The following is an 11,715-nucleotide window of genomic DNA, read 5'->3' as shown; positions in this document are numbered from 1 at the left end:
CGCGGCAGCCTATGGCAGCGCTACGCGAGGCGGCCGTGCGCCATGCGGTGCTCGAGCCGCTCCAGCGCGGCGACGCGCTGCTCGATGCTCGGGTGCGAGTGCCCGTGGAGCTTCAGCAGGCCGCTGGGCTCCTCGACGCCGACGACGTGCAGCGCGTCGCGGCCGGCGACCGCGCGCAGGTCCTCGTGCGGCAGCCGCGCCAGCTCGCCGGTGATCCTCCGCAGCGCCGAGGCCAGCGCGGCCGGATGACCGGTGAGCTGCGCGGCGCCCGCGTCGGCGGTCAGCTCGCGGTAGCGCGACAGCGCGGTGCTGCCGAAGCCGGCGACGAACGCGATGCCCCGGCCGAGGATCGCTCCGACCGCCAGCGGCCACCAGCCCCAGTTGCCGCGCACGTTGCTGTGCAGGAGCGCCCAGACCGGGAGCCCGACCACGGTCATCACGGCCGCGTCCCGGTGCGCGACGTGCGACAGCTCGTGCGCGACGACGGCCTCCAGCTCCTCGGGCTCCAGCAGGTCCAGCAGGCCGCGCGTGACGTGCAGCCGGGGCCGCTTGCCCGGTGCGTCGATGACCCAGGAGTTGGCCTGGCGCTCCTCCTCGACCGCGATCTCCGGCGGCTCGAGGTCGCCCACCACGCAGAGCCGGGCGACGATCGCCTGCAGCTCGAGCTCCCGCCGACCGCGCGCGAGGCTCGCGGCCTCGTCGCCCTCGCCACGGGGCCAGGCCCGCGCGACGCCGATCACGGTGATGACGCCGAGGCCCGCCAGGAGCTTCACGGGGAGCAGCGCGACGCAGGCGGCGAAGGCGGCGATCACGACCACCGGCGTCAGGACGCTCACCACCACCATGCGGGCCACGAGACCAGGGTCCGCGGGGAACAGCTCGCGACGACGAGTACGACGCCCCACGACACGAAGGTACCCCTCGGGCGCGTGCGCGCCAACCTGAGAGTCTTCGCGTCCGCGCAAAGACGAGCGCCGACGCGAAGTTTGCGTCCCCGTTAGTATTTGCGCGGATGCAAGAGAACTCCGTGTCATCGGCGGAGCTCGCGGCCCAGATCACGAGCTTCCTCATGAGCGCGATGCGCACCGCCCAGACCGAGGTCTTCCAGATCGTCGGCGAGCTGGAGCTCTCGATGACGCAGCTGAAGATCCTGCACATCCTCGACAACTCCGACCACGAGCTGACGCCGTCCGAGCTGGCGCAGTTCGTGGGCCTCTCCCCCGCGGCCACCGGCCGCGCCGTGGACGCCATGACCCGCACCGGGCTGGTGTCCCGCCGCGACGACGACGCCGACCGCCGCGTCAAGCGCCTCGCGCTGACCGACGCCGGCCTGGGCGCCGTCGCCCGCATCACCGAGGCCCGCATCGCAGGTCTCGCCCGCCTCGTCGACGACCTCGACGACGATCAGCGCGCCGCGCTCAGCTCCGCGCTGGCCCCTCTCCTCCCCGATCCCTCGACCACCCCCGGGTGCTCCTCATGACCTCCTCCCCCGCTCCCGCCGCCGGCGGCGCCGGCTCCGGCGGCGCGCCGGCCAAGGTGTTCGACAAGGCCCTGATCAGCGTCTCGGCCGTCGTCATCCTCGGCACGTTCATGTCGATCCTCGACACGACGATCGTCAACGTGGCGATCAACACGCTGTCGAAGGACTTCAACACGTCGCTGGCCACGATCCAGTGGGTCTCGACGGGCTACATGTTGGCCTTGGCCACCGTGATCCCGCTCACCGGCTGGGCCGCCGACCGCTTCGGCACCAAGCGCTTGTACATGCTCTCGATCGGCCTGTTCCTCACCGGCTCGGCCCTCTCGGGCGCCGCGTGGAACGCCGAGTCGCTGATCGGCTTCCGCATCCTGCAGGGCCTCGGCGGCGGGATGATCATGCCCGCGGGCATGACGATCCTCTCGCAGGCCGCGGGCCCGCAGCGGATGGGCCGCGTGATGGGCGTCGTCGGCGTCCCGATGCTGATGGGCCCGATCATCGGTCCGATCCTCGGCGGCTGGCTGGTCGACGACGTCTCGTGGCGCTGGATCTTCTACGTGAACATCCCGGTCGGCGCGATCGCGCTGGTCGCCGCCTCCCGCCTGCTGCCGCGCGACAAGCCCGCCGCGCACGAGCGGCTGGACTGGCTCGGCCTGGTGATGCTCTCCCCCGGCCTGGCCGCGTTCGTGTACGGGTTGGCCGAGACCTCGTCGTCCGGCGGCCTGGGCGCGACGAAGGCGTGGCTGCCGATGCTCGTCGGCGCGATCCTGATCGGCTCGTTCATCTCGCACGCCGCGCGCCACGCGTGGCCGCTGATCGACGTCAAGCTGTTCAAGAACCGGACGATGAGCGCGTCGTCGCTGACGACGTTCAGCTTCGCGCTGGCCATGTTCGGCGCGATGTTCCTGCTGCCGCTCTACTACCAGATCGTCCGCGAGAAGTCGGCGCTGGACGCCGGCCTGCTGCTGGCGCCCCAGGGCGTGGGCGCGGCGATCATGATGCCCATCGCCGGCAAGCTGACCGACGAGATCGGCCCGGGCAAGATCGTGCTCGGCGGCCTGACGCTGTTGTTGTTGGGCATGCTCGGCTTCACCCAGGTCGGGGCCGACACGTCGTTCGTCTTCCTCGGCGGCTGCCAGTTCCTGATGGGGTTGGGCATGGGCGCGGCCATGATGCCCGCGATGAGCGCCGCCTACCAGACGCTGCAGCGCCAGCAGATCGCCCGCGCGACGACCGCGCTGAACATCATCCAGCGCGTCGGCGGCTCGATCGGCACGGCGTTCCTGTCGGTCGTGCTGACCCACCAGCTCGCCTCGCGCCTGCCGGGCGCCGGCGAGCAGGGCCTGGGCGCGGCGCGGTCGATCCCGCCGGCGGCGCGCGAGCAGATCACGCCGAAGATCGCCGACGCCTTCGGCCACACGTTCTGGTTCGGCGCGGCCGTGCTGCTGCTGGCCTTCATCCCGGCGTCGCTGCTGCCGCGCCACAAGCCGCGGCCGCTGCCCGGCACCCCGGCCCCGCAGGCCGACGAGCCGGTCCTGGTCGAGGTGTAGGTCTACGCGTCCTCGCGCACGTCGAGGACGACCTTGCCCAGCGCACCGCGGCCGTCGATGAGCTTCAGCGCCTCGGCGGCCGCGGTCAGCGGGAAGCGCGCGCCGACGATCGGGCGGACGTGGCCGGAGCCGATCAGGTCGTCGATCGCCGCGCCGATCCGGCGGTTGACGTCGGGCTTGGGCAGGATGTAGGCGCCCCAGCCGGCGCCGATCACCTCGGTGTTGTTGAGCAACAACCGGTTGACCTTCACCTCGGGGATCGATCCGCCGGTGAAGCCGACGACGACGAGGCGGCCCTCCTCGCGCAGCGAGCGCAGGGAGTCGGTGAAGCGATCGCCGCCGACCGGGTCGAGGACGAGGTGGACGCCGCCGCCGGAGATCTCCTTGGCCTCGTCCTTCCAGGCGCCGTCGGAGCGGACGACCGCGTCGGCGCCCGCGTCGCGCGCGACCCGCTCCTTCTCGTCGGTCGAGACGACCGCGATCGTCTTCGCGCCGAGGCCCTTGGCGACCTGGATCGCCGCGGTGCCGACGCCGCCCGCCGCGCCGTGGATCAGCACCCACTCGTCGGCGACCAGGCGGCCGCGGATGACCAGCGAGAAGTAGGCGGTGTGGTAGTTGAGGACCAACGAGGCGCCCTGCGCGAAGTCCAGCGCGTCGGGCAGCTTGAAGGTCAGGAAGTCCGGCGCGGCGGCGACCTCGGCGAAGCCGCCGAGCATGCAGAACGCGGCGACGCGGTCGCCCGGGGCGAAGCCGCTGCCCTCCGGCGCGCTGCGCACGACGCCGCCGACCTCGCTGCCCGGGATGAACGGCAGCTCGGGCTTGACCTGGTACTCGCCGCGCGTCTGCAGCACCTCGGGGAACGAGACGCCCGCGGCGTGGACGTCGACGATCACGCCCGAGCCCGGCGTCAGCAGCGCCCCCGTCGGCTCGGGGGCGTCCTCGACCAGCTTCAGGGCGGTGTCGGGACCGGTCAGCTCGGTGATCTGCAGCGCGCGCATGGCCCGGACCCTAACCTGAATCCGGATTCAGATGCGGCGCCCGAGGTCCGTGTCGTCTCGTGGTGAACTGCTCACCACGAGGCGACACGCACGAAAGGTCAGGGCTAGCCGTCGTCCTGCGAGAAGGCCCAGCGCGTCTCGTCGACGTCGAGGCCCGCGGACAGGCAGGCCAGCAGCTTCATGCGGATCGCCTGCGGCGAGAGGAAGCCGGCGGGGATGATCTTCGTCCCGCGCAGGTCGCGCTCGGACCCGGCGTAGCCGTAGGTCGCGTTCAGCACGACGCCGCGCTCGGGGCGGCAGTAGGCGACGATCGGGATGTCGGTCGCGGCCTGCGCCCAGATCTCCAGGACCTCGGGCGCGAGGTGGCCGGCGCCGAGCGTGCCGAGGACGATGCCGTCGGGCTCGGTGGCCAGCGCGGCGCGGGCGAGCGTGCCGTCGTCGCCGGCGCTCGACGGGATGATGTGCACGCGCTTGTCCAGCGACGGCGGGTCGAGCGGCGGGTTGCGCGGCAGCCGCGACCAGATCGTCGGGTGGCCCTCGGTGACGCGGCCCAGCGGGCCGGTCTGCGGCGAGGAGAACGCGACCAGGGACGTGGTGTCGGTCTTGCGCGCGCAGCGGGCGTGGTGGATCTCGCCGCCGAAGACCACCAATACGCCCATCCCGGCGGCGGGCGCGCTCGCCGCGACGCTCACCGCGTCGACGAGGTTCGCCGGACCGTCGGCGCCCGCGGCGCTGGCCGGCCGGATCGCGCCGGTGAAGACGATCGGCGCGTCCGCGTCGTGCAGGACGTCGCACAGCAGCGCCGTCTCCTCGAGGACGTCGGTGCCGTGCGTGACGACGACGCCGATGCCGCGCCGGGCCGCGTCGCGCGCCGCGCGGCAGATCCGCAGCTGGTCGTCGAGCGTCAGGTGCGCGGAAGGCTTGTTGAGGACCGTGATCGCCTCGAGGTCCGGGAACGCCTGCAGGCCCGGGACCGACGCGACGAGCGCGTCGGCGTCCAGCTCCGGACGCGCGCCGTCGCCCTCGCCGATCATGGCGATGGTGCCGCCGGCGGTGAGGATCCGGACGCGCCGGACGGGCGCGGTGCTGCGGTCGGTCGCGGTCAGCATGTGAAAACGAGGGTATCGCCGAACGGTGCGGGCAGCCGCACCCGGGGCCGGTCGCGGGGCGTCCCCGATGCGCGCGCGACGGCCTGCCCCGACCATCGTCGGCATGCTCCTCGCCCCGCCCCCGCCCGGCCCCGTCGACTACCAGGTCGTCAAGGCCACCCACGTCTCGCGCATCGAGCGCTCCGACGCCGACGGCTACCACGGCGTGTCCACCAGCCGGTGGTCGCTGGGCCGCAGATCCAGGTTCAGGATGAGTTGGATGGCCGGCGGCCTCTACAGCGGCACCGGGCACGTCGACGTCAAGGGCACCTACGACGTCGACGTCACGACGCCGGCGCCCGGCCACTGCGCGTTCGCCGCCAAGACCGGCGACGCCGCGCATCCGCTCGTCGCCCCCGCGCCGTTCGACCTCTCGGCCTCCCCCGACCCGCGCCGTCCCGGCCGGGCGCAGGTCGGCTTCGTCGCCGTCCACGCGACGCTGAAGAACGCCTACCTCGGCTCGGAGTGCTCGCGCGGCGTCGACGAGCCCGAGTGGGCGCGGACCGAGACGATCGACGTCGCGCCCGCCAAGCTCCGCGCCCGCCGCGTCACGCTCCGCTTCGCGGGGTCCGAGCCGGGCGCGACGTGGCGGACGGAGATCGTGCTCCAGCGCCGGTAGGCCCTCTTCGCCAGAACTTCGGACGCTCTTCGGCTACATGCGGGCCGGGCGCGCGTCGATGGAGGTGATGCTCGCGCTCGCACCCTCACCGACGTCGCCCCGCCCGCCCCGCCGGTCGTCCACGACCGCGTGGTCGAGCACGTCACGACTACGGACCCAAGTACTGGGCCTCGCGGGAGAACGTCTGCTCGCGCGTGCTGAACGACAAGCTCGTGCCCGGCGACGAGGGCGACCACTACGCCTACGACCCGGGCGAGGCGTGGGCCGAGACCTACGCGTGGCTCACGTTCGCCGGCACGATGCCCAAGGCCGCCACGCGCCGCTCGTTCACCTTCACCTTGACCGTGGACGGCGCGATCGGCTTCCAGCTCTCGGGCGTTCGCGACCGCCTGCGTGACCAAGCCCGAGAAGGTGACGGTCCAGGTGGTCCGGCGGTCGGGGAGCGGGAAGTTCGCGGTCAGGACGACGTACGCGGGCTAGCTTGCGTTTTCCTTGCGATTGCGTTTTGGTTGCGGTAGCGTCTCGGCATGTCCCCAGCCCTGCTCGAACGCGGAGCCGCCGCCGAGACCGCGCTCGGCGACGCGACGATCGACGAGATCCTCGCCGCGGTGCGGCGGATGGCGCCCGACGCCGACGTGCGGCGCCTGGCGGCCTCCGCGTCGCGCGCGCTGCACGGCGACCGCGTCGCGTTGCGCGACTACGTCGCCCGCTACCAGGCGCTGATCTCCGACCTGGTGACGGCCGCCGGCGTCGCGCACCCCGACCTCGTCGCGGACGCCGGCGACGGCTCGACCTGGCCGGCCGACGTCGAGGGAGCCGCCTCGCCCGCCTCGCGCGCGGCGCTGCAGGAGAGCGCCACGGGCGTCGCGTTCTCGCCCTGGGTCGCCGCCCACGGCCTCGACCAGGGCCTGCTCCTGCACTCGGTCGCGAGCCTCCGGGCGGTCCTCCCCGGCGCGCGCCCGCTGGTGCCCGAGCGCGGCGGGGTCCCCCACTGGGACGTCGACGCCGCCCACGTGCAGTCGTTCGTCGACGGCGTGCGGCGCGAGCTGTCGGCCCCCGCCGGCCCGCTGGAGACGATCGCGGAGGCGTTCGCCCTCAACGACACCGAGTTGGCGCGGCTGTTCGGCGTCAGCCGCCAGGCGGTCACGCAGTGGCGCGCGGGCAAGGTCCCGGCCAACCGGCTCGCGAAGCTCACCACGGTCGCGTCGCTGGCCGACCTGCTGGCCCGCAAGCTCAAGCCCGACCGCCTCCCCGGCGTCGCCCGTCGCGCCGCCGACGCCTACGGCGGCCTCACCATGTTGGAGATGATCGCCGCCGACCGCCAGGACGAGCTGCTGCGCCTCGTGCGCGCCTCGTTCGACCCGTCGACCACCGCGTGACGCTGCCGACGATCGGGCGCGGCGGCACCTACCACCGCGTCGCCGACCCGAGCTGGGACGACCCGCTGGACGGGACCTACGCGGCCGCTCGCGGCGGACGCTGGAACCCGCCCGGATCGTTCGGCGTCCTGTACCTCAACCGCGACGTCGGCACCGCGCGACGCAACGTCGACCGGCTGCTGGCCGGGCATCCCTACGGGCCCGAGGACCTCGACCCCGACGAGGCCTACATCCTGGTCGAGGTCGACGTCCCGCATGCCGACCACGTCGACGTCGTCACCGACGCCGGCTGCGCCGCGAGCGGCCTGCCCGCCTCCTACCCACGCGACGCCGACGGCGCCGTGATCCCGCACGCCGCCTGCCGGCCGATCGGCGTGGCCGCCCACGACGCGGGCCTGCCCGGGGTCGCCTGCCGCAGCGCCGCGCCGGGCGCCGCCGCCGAGGACGAGGAGCTGGCGTGCTTCGGGGCGGTCGGCGAGCGGCGACGGCGGTCGTTCGACGACTGGTACTGGTCCGGCGCGGCCTGAGGCCGGTGGTACCGTCGGCGGCATGTCCACGATCGCGACCCGTCTGTTGGACAACTACGTCGGCGGCGCCTGGACGCCGGCCGCCGCGGCGACCGAGGCGCTCGACGTCGCCAACCCGGCCACCGGCGAGGTGCTGGCCCGGGTCCCGCTGAGCGGCCGGGCGGACCTCGACGCCGCCGTCGCCGCCGCGCGGGCGGCGCTGCCGGAGTGGCGCGCGGTCAGCGTGCCCGAGCGCGCGCGGCGGCTGTTCGCGCTGCGCGAGGGGCTGTCCGCCCGCCACGAGGACCTGGCCCGCAGCGTCACGACCGAGATGGGCAAGACGATCGGCGACGCCCGCGCCGAGGTCGCGCGGATGATCGAGATGGTCGAGGCCGCGTGCGCGATCCCGACCACGATGCAGGGTCGGGTCCTGGAGGACGTCTCACGCGGCATCGACGCCGAGACGATCCGCCAGCCGGTCGGCGTCTGCGCGGCGATCGCGCCGTTCAACTTCCCCGCCATGGTCCCGTTCTGGTTCCTGCCCTTCGCGATCGGCTGCGGCAACACCTTCGTGTTGAAGCCCTCCGAGCAGGTGCCGCTCACGCAGCAGATCGCCTTCGAGGTCCTCGACGCGATCGGTCTGCCGCCCGGCGTCGTCAACCTCGTCAACGGCGGCCGCGAGATCGTCGAGGGGATCCTGGAGCACCCGGGCATCGACGCGGTGTCGTTCGTCGGCTCGGCGCCCGTGGCCAAGCTCGTCTACGAGGGCGCCGCGAGGACGGGCAAGCGCGTGCAGGCGCTCGGCGGCGCCAAGAACCACATGGTGGTCATGCCCGACGCCGTGATCGGCAGGACCGTCGACGGGATCGTCGGCTCCGCGTTCGGCGCGGCGGGCCAGCGCTGCATGGCGGGCTCGGTCGTCGTCACCGTCGGCGAGGCTCACGAGCGGTTGATGAAGCCCTTGGTCGAGGCGACGCGCGCGCTGCACGTCGGCGACGGCCTGACCGACACGACCGAGGTCGGCCCCGTCGTCTCGTGCGCGGCGCGCGACCGGATCCTGGAGTGGATCGATCGCGGCGAGCGCGACGGCGCGACCGTGGTGGTCGACGGCCGCGCTCCGGCCGGCGACCTGGCCGAGGGCGGCGCGTTCGTGGGCCCGACGATCCTCGACGGCGTCACGCCGGAGATGGCCATCGCGCGCGAGGAGGTCTTCGGACCGGTGCTCACGATCGTCCGGGCGGGCTCGCTGGACGAGGCGACCGCGATCGTCAACGGCTCCCGCTTCGGCAACGGCACGTCGATCTTCACCGAGTCCGGGGCGGCGGTGCGCCGCTACCGGCACGAGGTCGAGGCCGGGATGGTCGGCGTCAACATCGGGGTCGCGGCGCCCGTCGCCTTCTTCCCGTTCTCAGGGTGGAAGGACTCGTTCCTCGGCGACCTCCACGCGCATGGCCCCGACGCGGTGGAGTTCTTCACCAAGAAGAAGACCGTGACCAGCCGTTGGCTCTCCGACGGCCAAGGTCACGGCTCCTACTTCGTCGAGCGCTAGTCCTGGGGGACCAGCGCGTAGGGGTTGACCTGCGACGGATCGACCTGCTGCTGCTGGCCGTAGGGATCGACCTGCTGGCCGTACCCGTACGGGTCGCTCTGCTGGTCGCCCCACGGCGAGTACTGCTGCTCCTGCTGCTGCTGGGCCAGCTGGGCCTGCTCGTCCTGCTGGGACGACGTCGAGGTCGGGTGGTCGACGAACGCCTGCACGGTCTTGGCCGGGATCGCGAAGCCGATGCCGACGTTGCCGGGCTCGCCGCCGTCGGTCGAGCCGCTGGTGGCGATCTGCGAGTTGACGCCGACCACGTTGCCGTCGGTGTCCAGCAGCGGGCCGCCGGAGTTGCCGGGGTTCAGCGCCGCGTCGGTCTGGATCGCGCCGCTGATGGTCGCGCCGTCCGGGGCCTGGATGTCTCGATCCAGGGCGGAGACGATGCCGCTGGTCAGCGTGTGGTCCAACCCGTAGGGGTTGCCGATCGCGTACACGTTGTCCCCCACCTGCAGGGACGACGAGTCGCCGAAGTGCAAGTACTTCAGGTTGCTCGCGTCGACCTTCAGCAGGGCGAGGTCCTTGGACGCGTTGGCGGCGAGCACCTGCGCGTTCATGGACTTGCCGCCCGTGCCGAGCTTGACGCTCACCGACGTGGCGCCGTCGATGACGTGCTCGTTGGTGATGATCTTGCCGTCGCTGGAGACGACGAAGCCCGAGCCGGTCGCGGTGCCTTGCGCGGTCTGGGCGCTGATGTAGGTGACCGCGTCCTTGGCGTCGTCGTAGACGTTCTTCGCGGTGTTGTCGGTGGCCGGAGCCGACACCGGCTGGGCCGTCCCCGCGGCCGACTGCTCGGTGATCGTCTTCGTGTCGGAGGAGCCGTGGCCGTTCGTCGTGACGGCGGCCACGCCGGCACCGCCGGCGCCCGCGATGAGGGCACACGCTCCAACGGCGGCCAGCTTGGAGGGAAGGGTCATGTCCGACAGTCTGCGCTCCCTCGCTTGGGTGAATTTCAAGCTTTCAGAAACGTCAGATAAGGGTAGAGATCCTCCCAGGACGCTCCCAGGAATCGCTGAGCGTCACCGCAGGGTCGAAGAGCAAGGTCTTCGACATGAACGCCAAGCCCGCAGCAGCAATCTTCCTCAGCGTCGCCGCCCTGGCGGGCGGCGCGGGCGGAGCCGTCGTGGCGGCCAGCAAGGACGCCGGGTCGAGCACCACCACCGTGACGACCACGGCGCCCTCGACCGACGGCGGGCAGGCGGCGGTCGCCGCGTCCACCGCCGCGTCAGCGTCCCCGACGGTGGGCGAGATCTACAAGTCGGTCTCGCCCGGGGTCGTCGAGCTGGTGGTGAACAGCGGGCAGTCCGAGGCCGAGGGCTCCGGCTTCGTCGTGAACACCAAGGGCGACATCGTCACCAACGCGCACGTGATCGACGGCGCCTCGAAGATCACCGTGACGTTCGGCGACGGGAGCAAGGCCAAGGCGTCGGTCGTCGGGTCCGACACCACGACCGACCTGGCCGTCGTGCACGTGTCGGGCGTGAGCGCGTCCAAGCTGCACCCGCTGACGCTGGCGGACTCCAACGACGTCTCGGTCGGCGACGCCGTGCTGGCCATCGGCAGCCCATACGGCCTGTCGGAGACGCTGACCAACGGCATCGTCTCCGCGCTGGACCGCACGATCACGTCGCCCTCGGGCGCGACGATCGGCGGCGCGATCCAGACCGACGCGGCGATCAACCACGGCAACTCCGGCGGGCCGCTGCTCAACTCCGACGGCCAGGTGATCGGCGTCAACGCGCAGATCGAGAGCGACTCCAACGGCAACACCGGCGTGGGCTTCGCGATCCCGTCGAACACCGTGCGGACGGTGGCGGCGGCGTTGATCGCCGGGCAGACCGTCGAGCACCCGCAGCTCGGGGTGCAGATCGAGGACGGCAACAACGGTGGCGTGCAGGTGGCCGCCGTCAGCGCGGGCGGCGCGGCCGCGAAGGCGGGCTTGAAGGCCGGCGACACGATCACCGCGATCGACGGGCAGGCGGTGAGCGGCAGCGACGCGCTCGCTTCGCTCATCTCCTCCCGCCAGCCGGGCGATCAGCTGAAGGTCACCTACACGCGCGACGGGTCGTCGCACACGCTGACGGTCAAGCTGGGCGCGACCAAGAACTAGGCGTCGGCGTCGGGCAGGGCTTCGAGCTGATCGCGAAGCCATTGCTCCATCACCGGTGAGAACCGCAAGCCGAGGTCGACGGCGGGCGCGAACGGCGAGTGCCCGCCGCCCTCGTCGATCCGGCGCTGGATCTCCTCCAACGTCGCGCGCTCGGCCAGCACGTCGCGCAGGTCGCGCTCCAGCGCGAGCCTCGCGTCGGCCGGGTCCAGCAGCCGCGGCGCGAGGAACGCGCGGACCGCCGACTCGTTGCGCTGCCGGCGCGAGGGCTCGACGTCGACCAGCCAGCGGCGCAGCTCGTGGCTGTGGCCGGCATGCCAGGCGTTGCCGAGCGAGA

At 72.7% G+C, this 11,715-nt stretch carries 13 protein-coding genes; 8 read left to right on the top strand and 5 right to left on the bottom strand.

All coding sequences use genetic code 11. The features are described 5' to 3' along the window. Window positions 1-20: 20 nt before the first annotated feature. The gene (locus tag VFG42_RS05605; protein WP_324906494.1) at window positions 21-845 is read right to left on the bottom strand and encodes a M48 family metalloprotease; all 825 of its coding nucleotides are present in this window, start codon (window positions 843-845) and stop codon (window positions 21-23) included. Window positions 846-1,027: 182 nt separating this feature from the next. Between VFG42_RS05605 and VFG42_RS05600 the strand changes: the two genes are divergently transcribed. Continuing rightward, on the top strand, window positions 1,028-1,480 hold the full coding sequence (locus VFG42_RS05600) for a MarR family winged helix-turn-helix transcriptional regulator (RefSeq protein WP_324906128.1): 453 nt from the start codon (window positions 1,028-1,030) through the stop codon (window positions 1,478-1,480). After that, window positions 1,477-3,027 carry a DHA2 family efflux MFS transporter permease subunit gene (locus VFG42_RS05595; RefSeq protein ID WP_324906126.1) on the top strand — a complete coding sequence of 517 codons (1,551 nt, stop codon included), beginning with the start codon at window positions 1,477-1,479 and terminating at the stop codon, window positions 3,025-3,027. The genes VFG42_RS05600 and VFG42_RS05595 overlap by 4 nt, the downstream gene beginning before the upstream one ends. A 2-nt stretch (window positions 3,028-3,029) precedes the next feature. Here the strand turns inward: VFG42_RS05595 and VFG42_RS05590 are convergent, their stop codons facing one another. Together VFG42_RS05590 and VFG42_RS05585 are read right to left on the bottom strand one after the other, a co-directional pair. Continuing rightward, a complete protein-coding gene (locus VFG42_RS05590) occupies window positions 3,030-4,025 on the bottom strand; it encodes an NADPH:quinone oxidoreductase family protein (RefSeq protein WP_324906124.1) in 996 nt (331 codons plus the stop codon). 104 nt (window positions 4,026-4,129) lie between these two features. After that, complete coding sequence (locus VFG42_RS05585) at window positions 4,130-5,134, bottom strand: asparaginase (RefSeq protein WP_324906122.1); 1,005 nt, start codon at window positions 5,132-5,134, stop codon at window positions 4,130-4,132. Window positions 5,135-5,237: 103 nt separating this feature from the next. Between VFG42_RS05585 and VFG42_RS05580 the strand changes: the two genes are divergently transcribed. From VFG42_RS05580 to VFG42_RS05560, 5 genes are all read left to right on the top strand, one after another. Further along, window positions 5,238-5,792 carry a hypothetical protein gene (locus VFG42_RS05580; protein WP_324906120.1) on the top strand — a complete coding sequence of 185 codons (555 nt, stop codon included), beginning with the start codon at window positions 5,238-5,240 and terminating at the stop codon, window positions 5,790-5,792. Window positions 5,793-5,986: 194 nt separating this feature from the next. Beyond that, on the top strand, window positions 5,987-6,310 hold the full coding sequence (locus tag VFG42_RS05575; protein ID WP_324906118.1) for a hypothetical protein: 324 nt from the start codon (window positions 5,987-5,989) through the stop codon (window positions 6,308-6,310). A 9-nt stretch (window positions 6,311-6,319) separates the two neighbouring features. Then, window positions 6,320-7,171: a hypothetical protein gene (locus tag VFG42_RS05570; protein WP_324906116.1), complete on the top strand. Its 852-nt coding sequence runs from the start codon at window positions 6,320-6,322 to the stop codon at window positions 7,169-7,171. Next, window positions 7,168-7,698: an RES family NAD+ phosphorylase gene (locus tag VFG42_RS05565; protein WP_324906114.1), complete on the top strand. Its 531-nt coding sequence runs from the start codon at window positions 7,168-7,170 to the stop codon at window positions 7,696-7,698. Before VFG42_RS05570 ends, VFG42_RS05565 begins: the two co-directional genes overlap by 4 nt. A gap of 22 nt (window positions 7,699-7,720) precedes the next feature. Further along, entirely contained in the window at window positions 7,721-9,226 is a 1,506-nt protein-coding gene (locus VFG42_RS05560) for a CoA-acylating methylmalonate-semialdehyde dehydrogenase (RefSeq protein WP_324906112.1), read from the top strand. On the opposite strand, the gene VFG42_RS05555 is transcribed toward VFG42_RS05560, so the two are convergent. Beyond that, window positions 9,223-10,188 carry a S1C family serine protease gene (locus VFG42_RS05555; RefSeq protein WP_324906109.1) on the bottom strand — a complete coding sequence of 322 codons (966 nt, stop codon included), beginning with the start codon at window positions 10,186-10,188 and terminating at the stop codon, window positions 9,223-9,225. The genes VFG42_RS05560 and VFG42_RS05555 overlap by 4 nt on opposite strands. A 134-nt stretch (window positions 10,189-10,322) precedes the next feature. Here VFG42_RS05555 and VFG42_RS05550 point away from each other — a divergent pair, with 134 nt between their 5' ends. Beyond that, entirely contained in the window at window positions 10,323-11,381 is a 1,059-nt protein-coding gene (locus VFG42_RS05550) for a S1C family serine protease (RefSeq protein WP_324906107.1), read from the top strand. Here the strand turns inward: VFG42_RS05550 and VFG42_RS05545 are convergent. Further along, window positions 11,378-11,542 carry a hypothetical protein gene (locus VFG42_RS05545; protein WP_324906105.1) on the bottom strand — a complete coding sequence of 55 codons (165 nt, stop codon included), beginning with the start codon at window positions 11,540-11,542 and terminating at the stop codon, window positions 11,378-11,380. The genes VFG42_RS05550 and VFG42_RS05545 overlap by 4 nt on opposite strands. Window positions 11,543-11,715: the final 173 nt, after the last annotated feature.

The sequence above is a fragment of the Baekduia sp. genome (genome assembly GCF_035685985.1).
Lineage (GTDB): Bacteria > Actinomycetota > Thermoleophilia > Solirubrobacterales > Solirubrobacteraceae > Baekduia.
Note: the sequence above shows the minus strand (reverse complement) of the source record. Positions and strands in the feature narration are given on the sequence as shown.